This is a genomic window from Duganella sp. 3397, assembly GCF_031456625.1.
GTDB classification, from domain to species: Bacteria; Pseudomonadota; Gammaproteobacteria; order Burkholderiales; family Burkholderiaceae_D; genus Rugamonas; species Rugamonas phyllosphaerae.
Genome location: NZ_JAVDVB010000002.1, coordinates 558,483 through 581,701 on the forward strand (window position 1 = coordinate 558,483; position 23,219 = coordinate 581,701).

Here is a 23,219-nt window from a genome sequence, read left to right on the forward strand (position 1 = left end):
GATCTACCCTGCAGCAGGCGCCAACCGTACCGCAATCGCCTTGGCGGCCGGCACCATGCTTTCCAGCGCATGGTGTTCGAGCGGCAGCAGCGGATTGCACTCGGGATAGTAACCGGCGATGCAGCCGGGCGGCACGTCGTAGCCCACCAGCTTCAGCCCAGCGACCGTGCGCACCAGGCCGTCGTCGGTAACGCCGTGCACATCGACCAGCGCACCGTCCGCCAAGCCAAGCCGGGCGATATCGTCGGGATTGACCAGCAAGACCTTCCTGCCGCCATACACGCCGCGGAACCTGTCATCGAGGTCATAGATGGTGGTGTTGAACTGGCTGTCGCTGCGGATGGTAAACAGGCGCAGTATGTCGCTTGCCAGCGGCGGCTGGTCCGGGTTTTCCTCGAGCGTGGCAGGCGCGATGAAGTTGGCGCGGCCGCTCGGGGTTTTCCATTCGCGGTGTGCAGCCGGCACCGGACGGCGAAAGCCGCCCGGCGTCCACATGCGGGCATTGAAGTCGCTGAAAATATCGGGGAAGGTGACAGCGATGGCGTCGCGGATACGGCTGTAATCGGCCACCCAGTCGGCCCACGGCACCAGCGCTGCGCGCTCGGGCGGCAACATGGCTTGCGCCAGCGCCGCCACGATGGCCGGTTCCGACCACAGGGTATCAGCAGCCGGCTCGGCGCGACCGCGCGAGCCGTGCATATAGCCGGTGCTGTCTTCCACCGCCACCGACTGCTCGCCGCCGGCCTGGCGGTCGATCTCGATGCGGCCCAGGCAAGGCAGCAGGTAATTGACAGCGCCCGGCACCACGTGGCTGCGATTGAGCTTGGTGGCAATCTGCACGTTGAGGCGCAGTTGCGACCAGGCTGCCTCCAGGCGCACGGTATCGGGTGCGGCGCGCAGGAAGTTGCCGCCCAGGCCGATGAAGGCTTTGACCGAACCGTCCATCATGCCGCGACAGGCGGTGACGGTGTTCAAGCCCTCGTCGCGCGGCGGCGCAAAGCCGTATTGTTTTTCCAGCTGGTCGAGCGGCGCCAGTTTCGGCTTTTCGGTGATGCCCACGGTGCGCTGGCCCTGCACATTGGAGTGACCGCGCACCGGGCAGATGCCGGCGCCCGGCTTGCCGATATTGCCGCGCAAGAGCAGCAGGTTGGACACCATTTCGACGTTCTGCACGCCGTGCCGGTGCTGGGTGAGGCCCATGCCGTACACGGCAATCACGCGGTTCGCATGTGCATAGGTGGCGGCCGCTTCTTCCAGTGCCGCGCGCGTGAGGCCCGACTGGCCTTCGATGGCGGACCAGCTGGCGGCACGCGCCGTGGCGGCAAATTCGTCGAGGCCGGCCGTGTGTTCGGCGATGAAGCCGGCATCGAGCACGCGCGCGCTGCCGGCAGCTTGGGCCGCGTCGTCGCGCGCGATCAGCGCCTTGCACAGGCCCATGATGGCGGCGCTGTCGCCCCCGGCTTTCACTTGCAGGTACTGGGTGCTGATCTGCGTTTCAGCCGTGGTCAGCATCTCGGTCGGCGATTGCGGGTTGGCGAACGACAGCAAGCCGGTCTCGCGCAAGGGATTGAAGGTGATCACCGGCACACCGCGTTTGCGGGCTGACTGCACCTGGTGCAACATGCGCGGGCTGTTGGTGCCGACGTTCTGGCCGAAGAACAGGATGCAGTCGGTCTGCTCGAAGTCGTCGAGGTTGACGGTGCCGATCGGCACGCCGATGGTTTTGGGCAGCGCCACCGAGGTGCTTTCGTGGCACATATTGGAACTGTCCGGCAGGTTGTTGTTGCCGTAGAGGCGCGCGGCCAGCTGGTACATATACGAGGTTTCCAGCGAGGCGCGCCCGGATGCATAAAACACCGTGCTCCTGGGGTCAAGCGCATGCAGGTTTTTCAGCTCCTGGCCGATCTCGTCGAACGCGGCTTCCCACGCCACTTCCACGTAACGGTCGCTGTCCGGGTCCCAGCGCAGCGGCACGGTCAGGCGGCCCACGGCTTCCAGCTGGTGGTCGGACCAGGTGCGCAACTCGGTCAGCGTGTGCTTCCTGAAAAAATCGGCGCCGATCGTCTTGCTGGTGATTTCCCAGGCCGTGGCCTTGGCGCCGCTTTCGCAGAATTCGAACGGGTGCGGGTTGGCCGGCTTGGCCCAGGCGCAGCCCACGCAGGCGTAGCCATCGGTCTTGTTCTGGTGCAGCATCAGGTTGCCGCCCTTGAGCAGCACGCCCTGGTCCAGCAAGATCGTGCCTACTTCCTTGACGGAGCCCCAGCCGCCGGCGGGATGAGGATAGGGTTCGGCATGGGTTTCTTTGGTCATCGGGGTTTCCTGAATGGGTTGGAGGCTTGGACTATGCGAGCCAGTGTGGGGCACCACCCTCCCTGCTTCCGTGCGCGTGCGCACCGACCGCGAAATGGGTGGCGGCGACCATCAGAGTGTGACCAACAATTGCTAACTCCATGACTTCTACCACCATCGCCGAGGACGATCCCGTCGCCCGCAACCGCCGCCAAATCGCCTTGCGCGTCAAGCACGGCGGCCCTTCCGCTTACGTGTATGCCGTCGGACAAATGGCCAAGGCTGCCGCCATGGCCTGGCTGGCCAGGCGCGCCGCCAGCAAGGGCGCGGCGCTGACGCTGTACGTGCTGTTTTCGCTGGCGCCGATGCTGATGCTGGTGGTCGCCCTGGCCAGCCTGTTCTTCGATGAAGACGTGGTGCGCACTGCGCTGCTGACGGAACTGGGCGGCCTGACCGGCAGCCAGGGCAGCGAAGCGCTCAAGGTGATCATTGCCGGCGCGCGCCAGGCAGATGGCAGCCTGGCGGCCAGCATCATCTCCGGCGTGATCGTGTTGATCACGGCCACCAGCGCATTTGCCGAGCTAAAAGAAAGCCTCGACGAACTGTGGCAAATCCCGCCGTCGCAAGGCTCGGGCGTGTGGATCTTCATCCGCGAGCGCTTTTTGTCGTTCGGCTTGCTGATGGTGCTGGCGCTGATGCTGATGATGTCGCTCTCGATCAATGCCGGCCTGGCGGCGTTCCAGAGCAGCTGGGCCGATCCTACCGATCCCGGCAAAGTGCTGCAATACGCATTCTCGGCGCTGTCGATGATCATCATCACCGTGGTGTTCGCGTTCGTGTACAAGTACCTGCCCGCCACCCGCATTGCCTGGGGCGACGTGATCGTGGGCGCCATCCTGACTGCGTTGCTGTTCCTGGTTGGCAAGGTGCTGATCGGCCTGTACCTCGGGCATGGCAACTTCAGCAGCTCGTATGGCGCGGCTGGGTCCATCGTCGCGCTGATCACCTGGATTTATTATTCAGCGCAAATTTTCTTCTTCGGTGCCCTGTTTACCCACGAATACGCGACCACGCTGGGCAGCCGCCGCATAGACGGCGGGCCCGGCCAGGATGGCGGTTCAGGCGTGAGTTAGGGCGTCGATTAGCGTCGTGGCGCGGCCACCGCGCCCACCGCCAGGCCCACCGGGCGCAACAGCTTTTCCACGGTAGCCAGGGTGGGACTGGTATGTCCGCGCTCGATATCGGCCAGGGTGCGGCTCGAAACGCCGCACAGGCCTGCATACTCGGCGATGGTGAGGCGGAGCGCGGTACGGGTCTTGCGGATCACGTCCGGGATCGGCATGGCCGGCTGCTGCGCCAGTTCGTCTGCCAGCTTTCTGCGCTGCGCCAGTTGTTCGGAGGGACTGTGGGGGTGGTAGCGTTTGTCCATTACAACGCCTCCAGCTGCGCACGCACGTTCAGCAGCGATTTTTCTATCGGTTTGAGAAAATCCCGCTCGTCGATGCCAAGGTCCAGCGCGGCCTGGTACACCTGCGCCAGCGGCTCCGCCATGGCGCGCACCCCTGCCACAACCCGCCTCTCGTCGATACCGGCCGCCTGCGCCGCCTGGGCGATGGCGCTGGCCCATTGCGGCGCGCCGTCATCGTCGCGCTCCCAGCGCATCTTGCGGGCGATACCATCTGGGTGTAACCACGTCGCCGCAAAATCGAACAACGGCGCCAGCGCCACGGTACCGTCCTGGCGACGCTGGATGGCCGTATTGCGGCCGTGGTTATCCTTGTTGCCCAACGCGATATTGGCGATGTCACGGCGGACGTATTCGATGACATCGGCCACCGGGTCGCTCGCCCATACGCCCAGCCGTCGGCACACCTCGTTGTGGCTGGGCGCTACGCCAAAGCCGGTCAACCCGCAAAAGGCCGCCACGCTCTCCTGGCCATGGCGCAGCACCGCGCCATCGACCACCGCGCGGTCGAAACGCGGGATGAACAGCGCCCGGTCCACCAACGTCAACGGCTTGTGCACGTTCAGGCCCAGCATCGCGGCCAGTTGCATATACGGCGCTTCGAGACGCAGGATATCGGCCAGGCGCGCATCGTCGCCGCGTCCGAACTTGACGATGAAATGTTCGTCGGCCTCGTGGTCCGGCAAGGTATGGTCGAGATAGAACAGGCCGTCGCGGGCGCGCGTGAGCAAGATCTTGGGCCACTCGCCCTGCACGCCTGACGACCCGGCCAGGAACAGGCCATGCTGCGCCAGGTACTCGTTGAAGTCGCCAGCACGGCGCGCCACCTCGTCCATGGTGAAGCCGCGTGCGGTAGCGCCGGTGCGCTGCAGCGCCCATTCATAAGCCTCGCGCACTCGCAGATTGCCCACCGGGTTGCCGGCGCCGGCCAGCAGCAGTGCCCAGTCGGCCTCGCGCTCGGCATATTCCTGCCGCTGCAATTGCTTGAGCACCTCGCGCCTGCCATAGCCTTGCGGCAGCAAGTCCACCAGGAAGGCCGGCCAGTGGGGCAAACTCTCGACCATGAGGCTGACCGGCAACGCAGCGGACAGAGCCGCCGCGTCGCGCCCTCCAAGGTGGTCGATGGCATGGGCAGACGTGTAAGCGAGCACTGTATGTGCGTCGAGCCCCTTCGCGGGGTCACCGTTCAGCTCGACTGCAGCGGCACCGCGCCAGGCGCCGTTGAGGTAGAGTTCCAGATTGCAGGTTGGGTCCATATAGGTAGAAGAGTAGCATTAGTAATGCCTGTATCAAGGATAATACTGCTATTAAAGTTCATAACCATTACAAATTTGCGGGTTAAGATAAGAAACTGCTAACATCGCTTTTTTCTTCTTCCCCACTTTCCATGCGCCACGCTCTCCCGCTGTTGTTCGCCTGCCTGCTCTGGCCCGCCCACGCCGCCGACTGGCAACCGTTCCTCTGGCATACGGGCAGCGTGGACGGCGGGCCGGTGGAGCGGTTGGCGATCGTGCTGCCGATCACTGTTGACGGCATCGCGTGCAACGCACAGCTCGACACCGGCGCCAACGAGGCCGTCATCTGGCACGGGCAAGCGCCCGCCGTTGCGGTCGCCACACCGGCGGCCGCCCAGCCGCGCAAGGTGCTGGTGGAGTTTGCGGGGCTGCGGTCGTACGCCAGCGCCGCGCCGGCCGTGCTGGCGCAACTGACCAGCGATGCATGCAAGATCGGCGTCATCGCCACCCTGGGCAACGCGTTCTTCGAGCAAGGCACGGTCACGCTCGACCTGGGCGGCGCACGCGTGGCCTACGCACCGCAGTCGCTGCTGGCAAACGACCCGAACGCCCAGCCGCTGTTCTATGCGCGCTGGGCCAGCACCGGCGGCCATACGCTGGTAGAGGTGGCACAAGCAGACCAGCCGGCCGGCTACGCGCTGCTCGACACAGGCTCGGCTCGCTTCGGTCTCAACGCTACCAGCGCCGCCGAGTGGGCCACCCTCACCAACAACACGCCGCTGCAGGCGGGCGACAAGGTGCGCAAGTATTCGATCCGCAGCTGGGGACGCGATATCGATTGCTACGAGACCAGGGCTGCCGGCGACTTCACGGTGGGCAAGCAGCCGGTGGCCGCCATGCAGGCCTCGTATTGCGTGGACCAGGGCTTCCGGGCGCCGGTGCGGCTGATCGGGGTGCTGGGCCTGAAACCGCTGGGCGACCGGGTGCTGACGATCGATTATCCGGGCCGGCGCTGGAAACTGGCCGAGCCTGCCAGCCCAACTCCCTGACAACTGACACGAAAATCAATGAAACTCGTCGCCGTCCAAATCGCGTCAACCGCTGGTGATATCGTCAAGAATATCGCCAAGCATGAACAACTGGTCGAACGCGCGGCCACCCACGGCGCCGACGGCATATTTTTTCCGGAACTGTCGTTGACCGGCTATGAACCGGGCCTGGCGGCGCAGCTGGCCATGGCGCCGGACGACCAACGCCTCGATACGTTTCAGCGCCTGAGCGACCGCTTCGCGATGCTGATTGCCGTCGGCGCACCGCTACGCGGGGAGCACAGCATCGAGATCGGCATGATCGTGTTCCAGCCCGGCGTGGCGCGCAGCGCCTATGCCAAGCAGCAGTTGCATGCCGATGAACTGCCCTTCTTTTCACCTGGCGCGCAACAGCGGCTGTTTTCCGTCGGTGGCCACCTGCTGGCGCCGGCCATTTGTTACGAGTCCTTGCAACCGGACCATGCGCAGCAAGCGGCAGACGCCGGAGCGCACATCTATTTCGCCAGCGTGGCCAAGTCCGCGCGCGGCGTCGCAGCCGCGTATAACCATTATCCGGCAATCGCCAGGCGGCACGCGATGACAGTCATCATGGCCAATTGCGTGGGCCCGGCCGATAATTTTAACGGCGCCGGACAGTCGGGCGTATGGTCTGCCGACGGCGCACTGGTGATCTGCGCCCCTGCGACCGCAGAGGCGCTGCTGGTACATGATGTGATGAGCGGCACCGGCGAACTGGTCACGTTGTAGTGTCATCTCCGCTACGAGACAGCCGTGCGCAGTGAATCGAGAATGCGTTGTCGTTAGCGCTCACCACCGGAACGCGACGCCGCAAACCGCAGCAACTCATCGGCCGCCACCGGCCGCGAAATATGGTAGCCCTGCAGATAATGACAGCCGATGACGTCGAGCGCCCTGGCCTGGTCGGCGGTTTCAACGCCTTCAGCCACCAGGCGCATGCCCAGGCTATGGCCCATGGCCACGATGGTGGCCACCAGTGCGTGACTGCGCGGGCTGTCCACCATGCCGGTGACGAAGCCGCGGTCGATCTTGAGGGTGTCGATGTCGAACTGGGTCAGGTAGCTGAGCGACGAATAACCGGTGCCAAAGTCATCGAGCGAAATGCTCACGCCCAGGTCGTGCAGCCGCGCGAGCGCCGCACGAACCTGCTCGCCGTTACCGATCAGCACCCGTTCGGTCAACTCGAGTTCCAGCCGCTGCGGCGACAGGCCATGGTCGGCCAGCGCCTGCTCCACCAGGCTAATGAAGGCGGGATCGAGCAACTGCCGGGCCGAGACATTGATGCTCATCGCCAGCTGCGGCAAATCGGCGCGCCAGGCGCCCAGTTGGCGGCACGCTTCGGCCAGCACCCAGGCGCCGAGGTCGATGATCAGGCCGCTGTCTTCGGCCACCGGGATGAAGCGGTCGGGGCCGACATGGCCCAGGGTTGCGCTGTGCCAGCGCAGCAGCGCTTCCACCTTGTCCAGGCGGCCGGTGCGGGCGTCGATGATGGGCTGGTAGACCAGCCGCAGCTCGCCGGTGGCAATCGCCCCGCGCAAGGCGCCGTCGATCACCAGCGCCTCGCGCGCATAGGCGCTCATGGCGGCGTCGTAGAAGCGCAGCTGGCCCCGGCCCGATTTCTTGACCTCGTGCATGGCGATGTCGGCGTTGCGCACCAGGGTGTCAGCCTCGGCGCCGTCGCTGCCCTGGCAAGCGACACCGATACTGGCCGATACCGTGATCGCATGCGGCGCCAGGTCGAAGCTGGCGCCCAGCGCGCGCAATATTCGCTCGCCGCAGTCGGCAGCGCGCGCCGGCGCCGTGCGGGCGGCCAGGGCCGGCAGTACCACCACGAATTCGTCGCCGCCGAAGCGGCCCAGCAAATCCGCTTCGCCCACGCAGTCGCGCAGCCGCGCGGCCGCCTGGCGCAGCAAGTGGTCGCCGGTCGCGTGGCCGAACGAGTCGTTGATGCGCTTGAATTTGTCGATGTCGATGAACAGCACCGCGCACTGCTGGCCGGCAGCGCGCGCCAGCGCCAGTTCACGGTCGAGCTCAATGCCGAGGCCGTGGCGGTTGAGCAGGCCGGTGACGTTGTCGTAATGCGCAGCGCGGTATAACTGGTCGTCCTTCTTCTTGCGATCGGTAATGTCCATCACCAGCATCATGCAAAACAGCTGGCCGCGTTCGTAGTGCGGCGAGGCGATCAGCTCCACCGGCAGCTCGGCCCCGGTACCGGCGCGGAACACCGTGGTTTCCACGTAGGGATAGGTCATGGCGTCGGCGAAACGCTGGAAGTGGCCCGCCACCGTATGGCGGGTGGTCCCGTCGAGCCAGTCGCCGATATTGCTGCCGATCAGTTGCCGCAAGCCGGGGGCGCCCAGTAATTGCACGCACCGCTGGTTGGCCGTGCGGATCACACCCTCGCGGTCAGTGACCAGGAAACCCTTGCCCAGGCTGTCGATGGCATGGATGTAGCGCCTTTGTAGCTTGTCCTGCACCGCGTGGATCAGGCCCAGCATCGAGGCCGCCGTGACCAGGAACGACCACATTAGCCACAACTCGACCACGTCCGGCACCAGGTGCATGCTGTTGGCGAGGTTGAACAAGCCACGCAGCAAGAATACCCAGGCCAGGAAGCGGTAGCCGGTGCGCTGGCTCAGCAGGCGCCAGCCCACCCAGAGGAAAATCACGGCATAGCCGAAGGCAGTGACCACGCCAATGACGGCGCCGGCGCTGACGAAGACGCCGTAGCAGGCAGAGCCGAGTCCGATCGTGACAGCCACCGCGCGCCGCAGCCGCGCCGGATCCAGTTTGCCAAGGAAGGCTTCGGTGCCGGCCCAGAAACCGGCCATGCTGACCGCCAGCGTGAGCGCGGCCATGGCGGTCCTGGGGAGATAGCCGGGATCGAGTTTCCAGCTCACGATGCCCATGGTGAGCGCAAACTGTCCCAACGCCCAGGCCAGCGCATGTTTTTCGTCGTTGTGGCGCCACCATAGAAACACCAGCACCAGGCACAGAAGGACATCGATGCCGAGCGAAAAGAGGATAAAAATCTGTGGATCTACATTCATCTGGGCGTGGATTCGCGTGTTGGGTAGCGCAAACGATTGTAAATCAGACCATGAATTTATTGCTACTTTTATTTCCATGCGGCAGTTTTTATAGAAGATTATTTCTCCACATAAAACGCGCGACATGCGGTGCACAGGGTGGCTAGACTTGATCACTCCTTCCTTTTTCCGCAAGGAGATTCGCCATGTACCCGTTCATTCCCACCCTGGCCGGCTGCGCCCTGGCTGTCGCCGCGATGGCCGCTTCTGCCCAAACCGCCACCCCGCCCGGCGCCGACAAAACGCCCAAAACCCGCGCCCTGGAGGCCGGCGCCAAGCTGCTGCAAAACAGCGGCCCGATACCGGGCTTCGACATCTACCTGGTGGGCTTCCACCCGATGCGCGACATGCCCGAGAACCAGATCGAAGCCCACCATTACTGCCACCAGCAAAACGAAGATTTCGCCCAATGCGTGCTGTTCGACGGCAACCGCCGCGACGCCAACCTGCACGGCGTCGAATACATCATCTCTGAAAAGCTGTTCGCCACCCTGCCAGAGGGCGAACGCAAGTACTGGCACCCGCACAACGGCGAAATCCTCAGCGGCCAGTTGATTGCGCCGGGTTTGCCGGCAGCAGCGGAAAAATCGCTGATGCGCACGAAAATGAATAGCTATGGCAAGACCTGGCATATCTGGAACACCGGCCACCACGGCGAACACAACGACCCGCTGCCGTTCGGCGAGCCGATGCTGGCGTGGTCGTTCAACCGTGACGGCGAAGCCAGGGCGGCGCTGGTTGAGCAACGCGACCGCCGCATGGACGTCAGTACCGAGCGCATCCGCAGCCAGCGCGACGACCTGCGCGCGCTGGCGCGGCCGCAGGCGGGGGTGGATGCCATGCAGGGCCAGTTCGCCCGGCCGACCAGGGAAATTCCGGCGGTGGTCGACAGTGACCGCGCCCCCGCCCCCGCCCCTGCTCGCTGATCAGCAGGCGGCGAGCAATGCGCCCAGTTGGCGCTGCTCGGCAATGATTTCGCCCAGGTGCGCCGGCGTGGTGTACACATTGCTGAGCACCACGCGCAGCACCGTGATGCCCTCGGCAAACGGTGCGCGCTCGAGCACGGTACGCGAGACAAAACTGTGGCCGTTGGCTTTTTGCCGCTCCTGCAAGCGCGCATTGAGCTCGTTGACCTGTCGGTTGAGAATGATGGCCTCGTCGATACTGCCGGCGGCCAGCAGTTGCGCCAGCCGCTGGCCCAGCGCCGGCGGCAGGTAGCGGTAGGTCAGGATGAAGTTATCCGAATTGCTGGTCAGTTCGAAATCGGGCTGGGCAGCGATCAGCTCGCGCATGGCGGCGGCCAGGCCGGCCGCGTGGTCCAGCAGCGTGGCGTAGCCGCCCTCGCCCAGCAGCTTGAACGATACCCACAGTTTCAAGGCATCGAACCGGCGCGAGCCTTCCAGCGAGGTCTGGCCCAGGTCGCCCGAGTTGCTGCGGATGATGTAATTGGCGTTGTGCTTGAGCAGATCGAGGCTGGCCTGGTCGCGGAACAGCACCATGCCCTGCGCCATCGCCACCCAGAACAGCTTGTGGCCGTCGATCACCACCGAATCGGCTGCCTCGATGCCCGCGTACAGCGACCGGAAGCGCTCGGCCATCAGCAGCGCCCCGCCCCAGGCGGCATCGACGTGGAACCAGGTGTGTTCGCGCCGCGCGATGGCCGCCAGGGCTGCCAGCGGATCGATGGCGCCGGTCTCGGTGGTGCCGGCGATGCCGACGATGGCGACGATGCGGATACGGTCGCGCTTGAGCGCGGCGATGGTCTCTTCCAGCGCCACCAGGTCGATGCGGTTGTCGGCATCGACCGGCACGCGGTGCAGCGCGTCCTCGCCCAGTCCCAGCGTGCCCAGCGCCTTCTTCAGCGAATAGTGGGCGCGCGCCGAGGCGATCACCGCCATGCCGCGCTGGCCAGACTGCTGCATCGCCGCGTAAACGCCGTGCTTGCGCACGCCCGGCAGTGCGTGTTCCAGCGCCACCGCCAGCGCAGTCAGGTTGCCCATGGTGCCGCCGTTGACGATATTGCCCAGCGCCTGGTGTTTGGCGCGCATGGCGTCCACGTACACCGCATCGGGCGCAAGATAGACCACGCGGTGCATCCAGCCGAGGATCTGCTTTTCCACCAGCGTGGAGGCATAGGCGGTTTCGATCTTGACCTGGTTCTGGTTCAGGGCGGCGGCGAGCGCTTCCACCAGCACCGTCATCCAGGGCAGCGCCTGGGTCATGTGACCGATGTATTTCGGGTGGTTCAGGCGCGCGGTATGCGGCAGCAGCTTGCGTTGCAACTCTTCCAGCACCTGGCCCGGGGCCATGCCGCTTGCGGGCGGTGCCAGGTCGGCAAACAGCGGCAGCAGGTCGTCGATGGGCGTGACGGGATACGGCGACTTGCCCTCGGGCGCGAGCCAGTCGCGCACCATGCCTGCCATTTGCCGCAGCACGTCCGCATCCACCTGTTCGACCGCGAAATGCCGGTTCAGCAATTCACGCAAGCCGCTGTCACTCATCTGCCATCCCTATTCAACCCAACGCGGGGTGGCAGTATAAAACAAAGTGACCGATAAGTGCTTCCGATCAGCGTTCGGCGCCGGCTTTTATGCGCGCCAGCCGCCATATTCCGGCCGCAAACACCAGCCACGCGACCAGGCATACCGCCCCCGCCGCCCGCCACGGCGCCGGCGCAGCGTCCGCCGCCGGCTCGAACACCGGCTGCTGCGCCGCCTGCGCGGGTCCGAACGGCTTCTCGGTGAACAGGTAGCCGTAATAGAAATTGCGCAGCGCTTCATGGAAGCCGGTGATGCGCTGCTGGTACGCCAACTGCGCGGGCAAGTCGGTGGCTGCCAGCCGGTGCAGCACCGCCTGCACGCCCACGCCGGGCAGTAGCCACCCCAGGCGCTCGGTCCACTGCTGGCGCGCCATCAGCCCGGCGCGGTACTGCGCCACCTGGCCGGCCACGCTTTCGTCACCGAGCTGGTGGAACGCGAAATACCATTTCCAGTGAAAGCCCACCGGCAGCGGTGCGCTGTCGCGCCATTGAGGGTGGTTCAGGTAGAACTTGCGCATGGTCTCGTCCCGCGGCACTTCCCAGGCGCCGTGCACGGTCTGGCGCTGCGCCAGCATCAGGTCCACGCCCTGGTGCACGGGGATTGCGCGGGTGAGCACGACGTTGGCCAGCGTGGGCAGCACCAGCGTCAGTACCGCCCACACGCCCATCAGCGCGGTGGCGTTGGTGACGGAGCGCCGCCCACGCGCACCGATCAGCAGCGACACGCCGATCCAGCACGCCAGGTAACTGGCCGCCACCGCCAGCACGATGGCGATTGCCGCCACGCCCAGTCCTGTCCACAGCGCCCCTGCCAGTACCGGCAAGACCAGGCAGGCCAGCAACAGCGCAAAGCGCAGCGCCACCCGCCGGCGCCACAGGCGGGCGCCATCGGGCATGGCGGCCAGCATCCGCAGCCGGCCCGACTGCCGCTCGTTCGAGACCAGGTCGTGCAGCAGCGCGATCACGAACAGCGGCGACAGGTAGATCAGCACAAAGGCAAAATCGAAACGGCCCGGCAGCGCCACCTCGGGGTTGAAGCTTTCGCCCTCGTAGAGCTGCGCCTGCAGACCCAGCGCGCGGATGCGCAGCGCATAAGGCGCGACGTCGCGCAGGCCCAGCGCCAGGAAGGCGGCGTCGGTGGGCGCATCCCAGGTATGGTGGAAGGTGTAGTAGGCCGCGCTGCCGGCATCGCCGCCGGTGGCGTTGCGGATGGTGGCCACGGCGCTGTCCTGCGCCTGCAAGGTCGCTAGCCGGGCGATGGTGGCGCGCTGGCGCGCCGCTTCCTGCACACCGGACCACACCGACAGGGCCGACAACAGCAGCAACAGCAGCAACGCCACGACCGACAGGCGTGAGCGGGCGATCAGGCGCCATTCAAAAGACAGCCAATTGGTGAGCAGGTTCAACGCACGGCCCTCCCCAGGCGACCGGCAAGCCACCAGGTCAGCCCGGTCAATGCCAGTATCCACAGCACCAGCGCGGCGCCCGCAGGTGCGGCGCGCACCAGGATTTCATCGACCTGCGCCTGGCGGTAATGGAACGGCGGGAAGCCCTGCCAGTGGGCATTCGAAATACGGTTTTCCTTGCCGGCCTTGCCGTCGTCGGCATAGTGCACTTCTTCCGCGTGCAGCTTGTTGAGCCCCTGGATCAGCGCGTAGCGATAGGCTTCGCCCTGCTCGAGGAAGCTGCGAAAGCTGGCCAGGTCGGTGCCGGACGCCGTCATCGACAGGCGCCGCAGCGCCAGCGCGGGACTGAGCCAGCCGGCGTGATCGATCAGGCGGCTCTGTTCTTCCTGGCGGTCCATGGTGGACGCGGCATAGCGGTTGAACAGTTCGGTCGAGCGGCGCTCGCCTTCCATGCTCACCAGTCCCTTCAGGTTGACCGGCAAATCTTCCACGCGGGTGACGTTGTATTGCTTGAGCAGGCTGTCGCGGAAGGCGGCAAATTTCGGATCGGCAGGATTATGCGAGTCGCCCAGCGCCAGGTAGTCGCGCTGCACGTTGATCACGTTCTCATAGCGCGTGGGCAGCGCCACGGCATTGTTGGCCGCATCGGGTACCCAGCGCGGCAACAGGATCACCGCCACCGCCCACGCGGCCAGCAGCACCAGCAAGGCGTCGCGGCCGCGCGCGAGTACGGTGGACACCAGCACCACGCCAACCGACCACAACAGCAGCCAGCCGGTATAGCCGGCCGCCAGCAACAGCACCGGCAACCAGGGCGCATGGCCGCTGGCCGCCATCCAGGCCAGGCCGGCCAGCGCCGGCAGCAGCATCAGGGCCGTGAAGCCGCATAACGCCAGCAGCTTGCCCAGCACCAGCTGGCGGCTGGCCACACCCTGCGCCAGCAGCACCCGCAAGGTGCCCGATTCGCGCTCGCGCGCCACCGCCGCGTGGCCGAAGAACACCAGCAGCAACGGCGCCAGCACCTGCAACACGAAGGCGGGCGTCAACTGGCCGAAGCGCAGCAGCAGCGAAGTCTGGCGCACGTCACCGAAGTTGGCGCTGTTTTGCTGGTGCCCTTCGACGAACAGCGTGCTGCCGGTATAGCCGTCGATACCGGGGTCGAACGCGGCCAGCGGATTGACGGGCCGGAACAGGAAATGGCCGTAGTGGACCATGCGGTGCGGGTGGCGGTCTGGCTGGGCCTGGAACTCGTGGTTCGATTGCGCCTGGTAGCGCGCCCGCTCGGCGTTCGCGCCGCGCTGCTGCTCGTACGCGGTGAGCGCCGCAACGCACATCAGCACCGTCAACAGCAGCAGGCCGACGACGGCGGCGCGGTCGCGTACCAGCACGCGCCATTCCTCGCGGGCGATGCGGGTGATCAGGGAGGTCGCCATGGTCACGCTGCCTCTGCCGACGGCGCCGAGGGTGCCGAGGTTGCCGACTGGGCAGCATAGCGGCGATGCAGCGCGCGCACGTCGAAGCGGTCGTCGCCGGCGGCGGCCACTTCCTCGCGCAGGCGCCCGGCTTCCAGGAAACCGATGCGGTCGGCCACGTCAGCGGCGCTGAGCAGGTCGTGGGTCACCATCAGGATCGCCACGCCCTGGGCGCGCAGCACGCCCAGCAGGCGGTTGAATTCGGAAGTAGCTTGCGGATCGAGGCCGGAAGTCGGTTCGTCGAGCAGCAGCGCCGGCACCTTGCGCGCCAGCGCCAGCCCGATCGCCACCTTCTGCCGCATGCCCTTGGAGAAGCCGGCCACGCGACGGTCGAACGCGGCCGCATCGAGGCCGGCGGCAGCGAGCGCCTGGTCGATGGCGGGGGGGTCCTCCTGCTGGCCGGCCAGGTGCAGCAGGTAGCCGACGTTTTCGCGCGCCGTCAGGTGCTCGTAGAGCGCGACGTTTTCCGGGATATAGGCCAGGTGGCGGCGCGCCTGCGCCGGTTCCGTGACGGGGTCGAAACCGCTGACCTTGACCGTGCCGGCGACGGGTGCGACAAAGCCGAGGAACAGGCTGACGGTGGTGGTCTTGCCGGCGCCATTGGCGCCCAGCAGCGCATAAATCTCGCCCGCGCGCACCTGCAAATCGAGCTGCTGCAAAATGGTCTTGCCGCCGTAACCGGCGACCACGCCGACGGCGTCGAGCACCGCTTGATTGCCTGCTTTGCTGGCTGTGCGGCCCTGCACGGGCGGATGAAGACTGTCGATGGTCAAGCAATTCTCCTGGTCGGATGGGGTTGATCGCTGCAATCGCAACATGGTTGCGTTTATTAATGAGAATAATATCTCATTAGTGCCATGCCGCGCCAGTCCGGATATGCGTGACAGCTGTGCTCAAAATGGTGATTGTTCGTAGCGTTCCCGCAATCCGGGGGACATCAGCCGCTACTATTTCGGCATGAACCCTCTCACCTTCTCCAAGCCCCTTGCCGCCACGCTGCTGGCATGTGCCCACCTGTTGGTTGCTGCGCCGGCCTGGTGCAGCGTTACAGCCAGCACCACCATCGTCCCCGTGGTCGCTGCCGACGCAGTGCTGCAAGTGGGACTCGACCGGCCGACCTGGACTTACCAGGTCGGCGATGCCGCCACCTTCAGTGTCAAGTTCAACCTGAAGCCCTACCCGGCCGAAGGCGTTGCCATCACTTATCGCCTGGGGCCGGACATGATCGAAGGTACCGAGCGCACGGCGCTGGTACCTGAACAGGGTTTGCGCCTGTCGGCGCCAGCGCCCACGCGGCCGGGCTTCGTGCGGCTGCTGGTCAAGGCCACCGTGCAGGGCAAGGTCCAGGAGGGCCGCGCCACCGCTGCTTTCAGCCCAGAAAAAATCGTGCCGGTGCAACAGGAGCCGGCCGACTTCGACCAGTTCTGGCAGGCGCAGAAGCGCGCGCTGGCTGCGGTTGAGCCGCAGTTTATGCTCACGCCCGCGCCGGCGCTGTCGACCGCACAGGTGGAAGTGTCGTACCTGAGTTTCCAGAACGTGGCGCAGCCGCCCGGCGGACGTCCCACGCGCATCTACGGCGTACTGTCGGTGCCGCGCGGCGCCGGGCCCTATCCGGCCGTGCTGCAAGTGCCGGGCGCCGGGGTGCGCGGCTACAAGGGCACGCCGGAGATGGCGGCCAAGGGCTATATCACACTGCAAATCGGCATCCACGGCATTCCGGTCAACCTGCCCGACGAATTGTACGAGCAGCTCAACATCGGCGCGCTGGAGAGCTACAATCGCTATAACCTCGACAACGCCCATACCTATTACTATCGGCGCGTGTACCTGGGCGCCCTGCGCGCGCTCGACTACCTGGCCCGGCATCCCAAGTGGGATGGCAAAAACCTGGTGGCGCAAGGCGGCAGCCAGGGTGGCCAGCTGGCCATCATGGCCAGCGCCCTCGATCCACGCGTGACCGCCACCGTCGCCTCGTATCCGGCGTACAGCGATGTTACCGGCTACCTGGACGGGCGCGCCGGCGGCTGGCCCGGACTGTTCCGCCCGGATGTCCTCGGCCAAGGGCAGGACCTGCTGTCGGACGCGAAGCTGGTCACCAGCGCCCACTACGACACCGTCAACTTTGCCCGCCGCCTGCGCGCGCCAGGGCTGTACTACGCCGGATTCAACGACATGGTGACGCCGCCCACGTCCACTCTGGCCGCCTTCAACGTGATCACCGCGCCGCGCGAGATCGTGCTCGATCCGCAGCAAGTGCACCTGACCACGCCCGAACACCGCGCCACCATCGAGCGCTGGCTGGCCGCGCAGGTGGCAAAGTAGCCTTGAAGGCAGTCTGACTACATCGGCGGCCGCATGACCGGCGCGTGTACCGCCATCAACTCCGCCACCCAGTCGATGAACACGCGCAGCCGGGTGCTGACGTAGCGGTTGGGGGCGTAAGCCACGTGCAGCGGCATCGGCGCCAGTTGCCAGTCGCCGAACAGCGCCAGCAGCTCACCTCCGGCCAGGTGCGGCCGCGCCATGTAGTGCGGCAGCCATAGCACGCCCATGCCGGCCAGCCCGGCTGCCAGATAGGCGTTGCCGTCATCGACCGCCACCACGTACCGGCCGCCGATGTCGAGATGCTCGGCGCCGCGCGCCATCGCCACCGGGTAGGTCTTGCCGGCACGGCCCCACAGGAAGCCCACGATGCGGTGGTGGGTGCCTTCGAGGTCGCGCGGATGGGCGGGCGTGCCGGCGCGCGCCAGGTACGACGGCGCCGCGTACAAGCCCAGGTGCAGGTCGCCCACGTGGCGCGCCTTCAGGGACTGGTCGGTAAGCACGCCGCCGCGCACCACGCAATCGACGTTCTCGCCAATGATGTCGATGGCGCGGTCGCTCACCCCCATGTCGATCTGCAGGTCGGGATAGCGGGCGTGGAAATCGGGCAGCGCCGGCATCAGGATCATGCGCGCCAGCGGACTCGGAACATCGACCTTGAGCTTGCCGCGCGGCTGGGCCGAGGCGCTCGACAGGCTGGACTCGGTCTCATCGAGATCGGCCAGCAGGCGGATCACGCGTTCGTAGTACGCGGCGCCGTCGGCGGTAACGTTCACCTGGCGCGTGGTGCGGTGGAGCAGCTTGACCTTCAGGTGCGCCTCCAGCTGTTGCACCAGCTGCGTCACGCTGGTGCGGCTGATGCCCAGGGTGGCGGCCGCGCGCGTAAAACTGCCTGCTTCCACCACGCGCGCATAGGCTTGCATCGCCTCGAACCTGTCCATGGGCACTCCTTATTATTTGGTTATGACAAACAGTGATGCAGCATTATCGCCGTTTATCAAACAAGCGGGGAACCGCACAATGGCGCCTTATTCAAGGAGGTCGACATGAACCAGCGTGACGTGGTATTCCCGGCAGGACGCCGGGCTTTGTATGAGCGTAACCGGTATTCGCCGGCGGTGCGGGCCAATGGCTTGCTGTTCGTCTCGGGCCAGGTGGGCAGCCGCGAGGACGGTTCGCCCGAGCCTGACCTGCTCGCGCAATTGCACCTGGCGTTCGAAAATCTGAACGCGGTGCTGGCGGCTGCCGGCTGCACTTTCGATGACGTGGTGGACGTCACCGTGTTCCTGGTAAACCCGGAAGAGAATTTCGAGAAGGTGTGGCAGGTGGTGCCGCAGTACTGGGGCGAGGCGCCCTACCCGACGCTCACCGGGGTGGGCGTGACGTGGCTATACGGCTTCCAGTTCGAGATCAAGGTGATCGCCAGGCTGCCGCTCTAGCAGGACCTGGTGCAGGACGACCGCGCGGCCATCACTGGCAAGGTCCGTCGCCCGGCATTGCACCCAGCGTCTCGGCGCCAGCAATCGTCGATGCCAGCGGCAACTGTAGGGGAAGCCGCACCAGCGGGAACATGGTGCGGTAGGCGGTGTGGCGGCAGGTGCCGGTATCGGCGGGATCGCAGATCCGTACCCGCACCAGCCGGATGCAGGCGGCGCCGTTCGGATCGTGCATGCAGGCGATGCGGTTGTTCACCGGGCACGCCGGCATGCCGCCGGCCGCGATGGGCACCATGGCCTTGCCTGCCGCTCCCGCCAGCGACAGGTAGTCGATACGCACATGATCATCGGTGACCGGGGCGCCCATGATCAGGGCCCCGGGTGTGCTGCGCATCACGGCATACCGGCGCACCGCCGCCATGGCCTCCGGATCGGAAAAGTCGGCATTGGCGGCCGCCAGCGCGGCACGCTGCGTCACCATGTGCAGCACGTTGAACATGTACATGGCGCGCCCCACTTCCAGTACGCCGAAAGTCATGGTCAGGAACAGCACGAGGACCAGCGAAAACTCCGCAGTGACCAGGCCGCCCGCCCTGCGCCTGGCGCTCACCGGAACAGCTCCACCGGGCCGCCCAGCGTATGCTCGGGCGCCAGTCCGCCGAATTCGGCATACAGCGTGGTGGCCGTGGCCGGTACCGTCATCATGAATTTGCCGATGGCCAGCACGGTCGCGGGCGCGGGGCCGCCGGCGGCCACCGGGCAGGCCAGCAGCGGCACGTTGAGCACGCGGCGATGGGCCAGGCCCAACTGGTCCAGCGGCGGCTGCTCGTAGTTGGCGCCGCCGGTGCTCTGGTATGGCGTGGTGGAGGGATAGCTCTTGGCGACCGGCGCGACCGGCCCGTACAGGCTGGCCCAGTCGGCCGGGCCGAAGGTCGGGTAACCGGCCGTCGGTTCGTTGGCGCCGGCCGACCAGGCGCTGAACCGCACCGCCCTGGCATAGGCCCACAATGGGCCATACATCTTGGCCTGGGTGCCGGCCGGCGGCGCCGCCAGGTCGGCAATGGTATGCAATTTGCCGCCAACGGTAGTTGACAGGGCGCCCTGCTGGTCAGGCGTGGCGGCCATCCACGGCACACCGCCGCTACGGGCGTAGGACTTGGGGTTGCTGTCCATGATAGCCGTCGCGGACGTGCACAAGTTGTTTTCGTACTGGTTGAAACGCGAATTGAGCTGGCGGAAGGTCGATGACAACGGAAACGGTCCCGCCACCGTGAGCGGCCCGCCGAACACCGTGGTGATGGCCAGCTGGCCGGTACAAACGTGCGGCCCCAGGGAATCTACCGACGGTAGCGGTGCGACGGCCGCACCGGGCCGGCGAAACGGATGGATGACGAAATTGGCCGGATCCACACCGTGCGGATTGAGCTGCATCAGATCGTAGCCGACGCCGCGCCGGAAACCATACTCCACCAGTTCCACGGTAGCCGGCGGTCCGGGGTTGGTGCGCGCCGCACCCGCCACTTCCGACATGGCGCACACCGCCAGCGGCATGACGTCGATGCCGGTGCGGCCGGCCACGGCGGTGGTCGCCACCGTCACCGACCGCAGCGACGGGAACAGCAGGCTGACGATGTACAGGGTAACCGAGCCGGCGCTGGCATCGAGCCCGGCGGTATCGGCGCGCACGAACATTCGGCCGGCCGGCGCCGCCTTGGCGGCGGCGGTATCGACCCAGCCGCCGTCGGGGGTGGCGCCGAACGACAGCACGTCGTCGCGCCACGCCAGCGTACCCCTGCCATAACGATATTTCAGCGTGGCCAGCACCTCGGCGCTGCGGACCAGCGCATTGTCGATGCCGTCCGCGCTGCCATTGAGCTGGCGGGCGGCCGCCAACGCTACCATGCGCGCGGCCAAATCGAGTTCCTGGCGGCGATGGTGGACCAGTACCAGGTCCAGCGCCATGCCGCTGAACACCACGACGCCCAGCATGCTCATGATGAACATGATCGCGGTCACGCCATGCTGGCGCCTAGGACGGAGTCGTTTGGATATTGCCATTGCGAAATTGTAGATCGCAGGAAATATCCGGGTTTGTTTTACCGCAAGGCAAGCAGCTGCTAGCGGTCAGCCTTGGTCGCCGCCCCACCGGCAGCTGTGCTGAAAGGACTTAGCGGCGCTTCAGCAGGTAGTAGCCCACGCCCAGCGCCACCGCGGCAATGGCAGTTTTCTTGACCGTGCGCTTGTCCACCCGGCGCGCGATGCCGGCCTGGATCGCTGGCGCCTGGGTCAGCAGCAGCTTGCCCCACTCGCGCAATTCGTTGTGCGCCAGCTTCGAGCTGGTTTGTTCGAGCAGGTCCTTGATGCGCTGCGGCAGGTTGTCGGCGAAATTCGGCTCGTTGTCGATCGCCAGGTCGGGGTTGGCGGTGGACGCGTTGACAGGCTTGCTGGTGGACTTGTCGAGATTCATGGCGGGTTCCTGGTTGAGATGAAAAGGATGACGAGTTAAGACGATTTAACAATACACACAGTTCACACGGCACAACGTGCGTTGGCTAACCGGCGCGCCGTGCAGCGCTCATGAAACGGGAAAACCTGCCGTTATTGCCATACGATCCAGCACTTCATGGAGTAAGCAATGGTCAACCTGTCCGGTATTTCGGCGCGCCCTGCCGCTGACGCCACCACGGCAACGGTGCAGTCAAAGCCGTCGGCAGCGCCGGCGGCAAAAGTGGCCGCGCCCACCGAAAAAGTGACCGTTTCCACGCTGGCGGGCAGGCTATCGGCCGCTGGCGAGCACACCGCCGCCAGATTGCAGGGCATGGATCACGCGACCTTGCAGCGGCAACTGGAGGCTGACGTCAGGAAGGTGTTTTACACCCTCGATCCAGCCAACAAGGCAGCCGCCGCCAGCGAGGTGCCAACGCCTGCCGACGACGCCTCGATCAAGTCGGCGGCGGCGGCCACCGCCTTCATCGCCGGCAAGGCGCCGAACCCGTTCGCCGGGCTGTCGCGCGAACAGCTGTCGACCATTTCACACGACGAAAGCGGAACGTTTACCGTCAACGAGCGCCGCGCGGCCGAACACCAAGCGAACAAGGAAGAACAGGCCTGGCGCAGCCAGGTGGTAGCAGCCGCGATGAACGAATACAACCAGACCGGCAAGATGACCAGGTTCTTCACCTCGGTGCTCGATCATTTCAACCAGCTGCCCGCACTGGAACAGGCCACGTACCCGGAAGATTACGCAAGTGACCTGCAGGCCAAGATCAAACTCGACTTCAATTACTTCAACCACGCGCCCGGCGACGCCGACCCTACCCCGGGTTCACTGGCCGACCTCGCGCAGCGCCGGCCAGGTGCACAACCGGCCAGCCTGTTCGACATGCTGGGCCTGCTGCCTGATGCAAAATGAGCAGTCAGGCCAGCACGAACGCTGACTGGAACCATCCATAAGTTCCGACGACCCCGCAAGCGTGGCACCATAGTTGTCGAAGATGCTTTACAATCAGAAACATTATTCATGAATGAAGCATCTTCATGAATGTGATATCTGATACCGCAACGGGAGCCACATGACCGCCACAACCGCAACACAACCCCACTACACCGCTGAAGAAAAGCGCAAACGCGTGTTTGCCATCATCAGCGCCTCTTCCGGCAACCTGGTCGAATGGTTCGACTTTTACGTTTATTCGTTCGCCTCGATCTACTTCGCCAGCCAGTTTTTCCCAAGCGGTAACCCTACCACCGAGTTCCTGAAGTCAGCCGCCGTGTTCGCGGTCGGTTTCCTGATGCGTCCGATCGGCGGCTGGCTGTTCGGCCGTATCGCCGACCGCGTCGGCCGTAAAAAATCGATGATGATCTCGGTGATGATGATGTGCGGCGGCTCGCTGGCCATTGCCGTGCTGCCCACCTACGCTTCCATCGGCGTGGCCGCACCGATCCTGCTGCTGATCGTGCGCATGTTCCAGGGCCTGTCGGTGGGCGGCGAGTACGGCACCACCGCTACCTACATGAGCGAGGTGGCGCTGCGCGGCCAGCGCGGTTTCTTCTCGTCGTTCCAGTATGTGACCCTGATCGGCGGCCAGTTGCTGGCCGTACTGACGGTCGTGGTGCTCGAGGTATTCCTGACCGAAGCCGAACTGAAAGCCTGGGGCTGGCGCATTCCGTTCGTGATCGGCGCGATTGCCGCCGTGGTGTCGCTGCTGCTGCGCCGCACCCTGCACGAAACCGGCAAGGCGGCCGACCAGGACAACAAGGAAGCCGGCACCCTGGCCAACATCTTCAAGCATCACCGCGCCGCCTTCATCACCGTGATCGGCTACACGGCCGGCGGTTCGCTGATCTTCTACACCTTCACCACCTATATGCAGAAGTACCTGGTCAACAGCGCCGGCATGCCGGCCAAGACCGCCAGCATCATCATGACCGGCGCGCTGTTCGCCTACATGTGCATGCAGCCGCTGTTCGGCATGCTGGCCGACCGCATCGGCCGCCGCAACTCGATGATGCTGTTCGGTGCGCTGGGCGCGCTGGCAACCTATCCGATCCTGCACCTGTTGCGCGGTAACGACAGCCCGTTCATGGCGTTCATGCTCATTACGCTGGCGCTGGCCATCGTCAGCCTGTACACCTCGATCAGCGGCCTGGTGAAAGCGGAGATGTTCCCGCCCGAGGTGCGCGCGCTGGGCGTGGGCTTCTCGTACGCGATCGCCAACGCCATCTTCGGCGGCTCGGCCGAATTCGTCGGCCTCACGTTCAAGAACCTGGGCCACGAAAACTGGTTCTTCGTCTACGTGACCGTGCTGATGGTGGTCGCTTTCCTGTTCAGTACGCGGTTGCCGAAAACGCCGTCGTACCTGCACACCGACCACTGATCGGCAGCACCGGGCCCGCGGT

The 23,219-nt window shown here is 65.5% G+C and carries 20 protein-coding genes; 8 read left to right on the top strand and 12 right to left on the bottom strand.

Annotation, left to right across the window (positions count from 1 at the left end; translation table 11 throughout):
* Positions 1-3: 3 nt before the first annotated feature.
* Positions 4-2,310, bottom strand: a complete 2,307-nt coding sequence (locus J2X54_RS07050) for an FdhF/YdeP family oxidoreductase (protein WP_310179452.1) — start codon at positions 2,308-2,310, stop codon at positions 4-6.
* A 140-nt stretch (positions 2,311-2,450) separates the two neighbouring features.
* On the opposite strand from J2X54_RS07050, the gene J2X54_RS07055 reads away from it, so the two are divergent.
* Positions 2,451-3,422, top strand: a complete 972-nt coding sequence (locus J2X54_RS07055) for a YihY/virulence factor BrkB family protein (RefSeq protein ID WP_310179453.1) — start codon at positions 2,451-2,453, stop codon at positions 3,420-3,422.
* Positions 3,423-3,430: 8 nt separating this feature from the next.
* On the opposite strand, the gene J2X54_RS07060 is transcribed toward J2X54_RS07055, so the two are convergent.
* Both J2X54_RS07060 and J2X54_RS07065 read right to left on the bottom strand, forming a co-directional pair.
* Positions 3,431-3,718, bottom strand: coding sequence for a helix-turn-helix transcriptional regulator (locus J2X54_RS07060; RefSeq protein WP_310179454.1), 288 nt, complete (start codon positions 3,716-3,718; stop codon positions 3,431-3,433).
* Entirely contained in the window at positions 3,718-5,010 is a 1,293-nt protein-coding gene (locus J2X54_RS07065; RefSeq protein ID WP_310179455.1) for a HipA domain-containing protein, read from the bottom strand. Before J2X54_RS07065 ends, J2X54_RS07060 begins: the two co-directional genes overlap by 1 nt.
* Before the next feature lie 131 nt (positions 5,011-5,141).
* Between J2X54_RS07065 and J2X54_RS07070 the strand changes: the two genes are divergently transcribed.
* Positions 5,142-6,038: a hypothetical protein gene (locus tag J2X54_RS07070; RefSeq protein WP_310179457.1), complete on the top strand. Its 897-nt coding sequence runs from the start codon at positions 5,142-5,144 to the stop codon at positions 6,036-6,038.
* Positions 6,039-6,056: 18 nt separating this feature from the next.
* On the top strand, positions 6,057-6,785 hold the full coding sequence (locus J2X54_RS07075) for a carbon-nitrogen hydrolase family protein (RefSeq protein ID WP_310179458.1): 729 nt from the start codon (positions 6,057-6,059) through the stop codon (positions 6,783-6,785).
* Positions 6,786-6,838: 53 nt separating this feature from the next.
* Here J2X54_RS07075 and J2X54_RS07080 read toward each other — a convergent pair whose 3' ends face one another.
* The gene (locus tag J2X54_RS07080) at positions 6,839-9,106 is read right to left on the bottom strand and encodes an EAL domain-containing protein (protein ID WP_310179460.1); all 2,268 of its coding nucleotides are present in this window, start codon (positions 9,104-9,106) and stop codon (positions 6,839-6,841) included.
* 185 nt (positions 9,107-9,291) lie between these two features.
* Here J2X54_RS07080 and J2X54_RS07085 point away from each other — a divergent pair, with 185 nt between their 5' ends.
* Positions 9,292-10,071, top strand: a complete 780-nt coding sequence (locus J2X54_RS07085; RefSeq protein WP_310179461.1) for an OBAP family protein — start codon at positions 9,292-9,294, stop codon at positions 10,069-10,071.
* On the opposite strand, the gene J2X54_RS07090 is transcribed toward J2X54_RS07085, so the two are convergent.
* The 4 genes from J2X54_RS07090 to J2X54_RS07105 form a co-directional block, all read right to left on the bottom strand.
* Positions 10,072-11,646, bottom strand: a complete 1,575-nt coding sequence (locus tag J2X54_RS07090) for an aminotransferase class V-fold PLP-dependent enzyme (protein WP_310179463.1) — start codon at positions 11,644-11,646, stop codon at positions 10,072-10,074.
* 67 nt (positions 11,647-11,713) lie between these two features.
* The gene (locus J2X54_RS07095; protein WP_310179465.1) at positions 11,714-13,090 is read right to left on the bottom strand and encodes a DUF3526 domain-containing protein; all 1,377 of its coding nucleotides are present in this window, start codon (positions 13,088-13,090) and stop codon (positions 11,714-11,716) included.
* A complete protein-coding gene (locus J2X54_RS07100; RefSeq protein ID WP_310179466.1) occupies positions 13,087-14,523 on the bottom strand; it encodes a DUF3526 domain-containing protein in 1,437 nt (478 codons plus the stop codon). The genes J2X54_RS07095 and J2X54_RS07100 overlap by 4 nt, the downstream gene beginning before the upstream one ends.
* A 2-nt stretch (positions 14,524-14,525) precedes the next feature.
* Positions 14,526-15,329: an ATP-binding cassette domain-containing protein gene (locus J2X54_RS07105; RefSeq protein WP_310179843.1), complete on the bottom strand. Its 804-nt coding sequence runs from the start codon at positions 15,327-15,329 to the stop codon at positions 14,526-14,528.
* Positions 15,330-15,519: 190 nt separating this feature from the next.
* Here J2X54_RS07105 and J2X54_RS07110 point away from each other — a divergent pair, with 190 nt between their 5' ends.
* Positions 15,520-16,884, top strand: coding sequence for an acetylxylan esterase (locus J2X54_RS07110; protein WP_310179467.1), 1,365 nt, complete (start codon positions 15,520-15,522; stop codon positions 16,882-16,884).
* A gap of 17 nt (positions 16,885-16,901) precedes the next feature.
* Here J2X54_RS07110 and J2X54_RS07115 read toward each other — a convergent pair whose 3' ends face one another.
* On the bottom strand, positions 16,902-17,825 hold the full coding sequence (locus J2X54_RS07115; RefSeq protein WP_310179469.1) for a LysR family transcriptional regulator: 924 nt from the start codon (positions 17,823-17,825) through the stop codon (positions 16,902-16,904).
* Positions 17,826-17,930: 105 nt separating this feature from the next.
* Between J2X54_RS07115 and J2X54_RS07120 the strand changes: the two genes are divergently transcribed.
* Positions 17,931-18,323 carry a RidA family protein gene (locus tag J2X54_RS07120; protein WP_310179470.1) on the top strand — a complete coding sequence of 131 codons (393 nt, stop codon included), beginning with the start codon at positions 17,931-17,933 and terminating at the stop codon, positions 18,321-18,323.
* A gap of 31 nt (positions 18,324-18,354) precedes the next feature.
* On the opposite strand, the gene J2X54_RS07125 is transcribed toward J2X54_RS07120, so the two are convergent.
* From J2X54_RS07125 to J2X54_RS07135, 3 genes are all read right to left on the bottom strand, one after another.
* Positions 18,355-18,930, bottom strand: coding sequence for a TadE family protein (locus tag J2X54_RS07125; RefSeq protein WP_070247763.1), 576 nt, complete (start codon positions 18,928-18,930; stop codon positions 18,355-18,357).
* Positions 18,927-20,336 carry a pilus assembly protein TadE gene (locus J2X54_RS07130; RefSeq protein WP_310179474.1) on the bottom strand — a complete coding sequence of 470 codons (1,410 nt, stop codon included), beginning with the start codon at positions 20,334-20,336 and terminating at the stop codon, positions 18,927-18,929. Before J2X54_RS07130 ends, J2X54_RS07125 begins: the two co-directional genes overlap by 4 nt.
* A gap of 151 nt (positions 20,337-20,487) precedes the next feature.
* Positions 20,488-20,787, bottom strand: coding sequence for a hypothetical protein (locus J2X54_RS07135; protein WP_070247761.1), 300 nt, complete (start codon positions 20,785-20,787; stop codon positions 20,488-20,490).
* Positions 20,788-20,955: 168 nt separating this feature from the next.
* On the opposite strand from J2X54_RS07135, the gene J2X54_RS07140 reads away from it, so the two are divergent.
* Together J2X54_RS07140 and J2X54_RS07145 are read left to right on the top strand one after the other, a co-directional pair.
* On the top strand, positions 20,956-21,732 hold the full coding sequence (locus tag J2X54_RS07140; RefSeq protein WP_310179476.1) for a hypothetical protein: 777 nt from the start codon (positions 20,956-20,958) through the stop codon (positions 21,730-21,732).
* A 160-nt stretch (positions 21,733-21,892) separates the two neighbouring features.
* Positions 21,893-23,197, top strand: coding sequence for an MFS family transporter (locus J2X54_RS07145; protein WP_310179478.1), 1,305 nt, complete (start codon positions 21,893-21,895; stop codon positions 23,195-23,197).
* Positions 23,198-23,219 lie beyond the last annotated feature (22 nt).

Bases quoted from the DNA above. Each gene is read 5' to 3' on its own strand.
- J2X54_RS07050 (WP_310179452.1), bottom strand. From the start codon at position 2,310: ATGACCAAAGAAACCCATGCCGAACCCTATCCTCATCCCGCCGGCGGC.
- J2X54_RS07055 (WP_310179453.1), top strand. From the start codon at position 2,451: ATGACTTCTACCACCATCGCCGAGGACGATCCCGTCGCCCGCAACCGC.
- J2X54_RS07060 (WP_310179454.1), bottom strand. From the start codon at position 3,718: ATGGACAAACGCTACCACCCCCACAGTCCCTCCGAACAACTGGCGCAG.
- J2X54_RS07065 (WP_310179455.1), bottom strand. From the start codon at position 5,010: ATGGACCCAACCTGCAATCTGGAACTCTACCTCAACGGCGCCTGGCGC.
- J2X54_RS07070 (WP_310179457.1), top strand. From the start codon at position 5,142: ATGCGCCACGCTCTCCCGCTGTTGTTCGCCTGCCTGCTCTGGCCCGCC.
- J2X54_RS07075 (WP_310179458.1), top strand. From the start codon at position 6,057: ATGAAACTCGTCGCCGTCCAAATCGCGTCAACCGCTGGTGATATCGTC.
- J2X54_RS07080 (WP_310179460.1), bottom strand. From the start codon at position 9,106: ATGAATGTAGATCCACAGATTTTTATCCTCTTTTCGCTCGGCATCGAT.
- J2X54_RS07085 (WP_310179461.1), top strand. From the start codon at position 9,292: ATGTACCCGTTCATTCCCACCCTGGCCGGCTGCGCCCTGGCTGTCGCC.
- J2X54_RS07090 (WP_310179463.1), bottom strand. From the start codon at position 11,646: ATGAGTGACAGCGGCTTGCGTGAATTGCTGAACCGGCATTTCGCGGTC.
- J2X54_RS07100 (WP_310179466.1), bottom strand. From the start codon at position 14,523: ATGGCGACCTCCCTGATCACCCGCATCGCCCGCGAGGAATGGCGCGTG.
- J2X54_RS07110 (WP_310179467.1), top strand. From the start codon at position 15,520: ATGAACCCTCTCACCTTCTCCAAGCCCCTTGCCGCCACGCTGCTGGCA.
- J2X54_RS07115 (WP_310179469.1), bottom strand. From the start codon at position 17,825: ATGGACAGGTTCGAGGCGATGCAAGCCTATGCGCGCGTGGTGGAAGCA.
- J2X54_RS07120 (WP_310179470.1), top strand. From the start codon at position 17,931: ATGAACCAGCGTGACGTGGTATTCCCGGCAGGACGCCGGGCTTTGTAT.
- J2X54_RS07135 (WP_070247761.1), bottom strand. From the start codon at position 20,787: ATGAATCTCGACAAGTCCACCAGCAAGCCTGTCAACGCGTCCACCGCC.
- J2X54_RS07140 (WP_310179476.1), top strand. From the start codon at position 20,956: ATGGTCAACCTGTCCGGTATTTCGGCGCGCCCTGCCGCTGACGCCACC.
- J2X54_RS07145 (WP_310179478.1), top strand. From the start codon at position 21,893: ATGACCGCCACAACCGCAACACAACCCCACTACACCGCTGAAGAAAAG.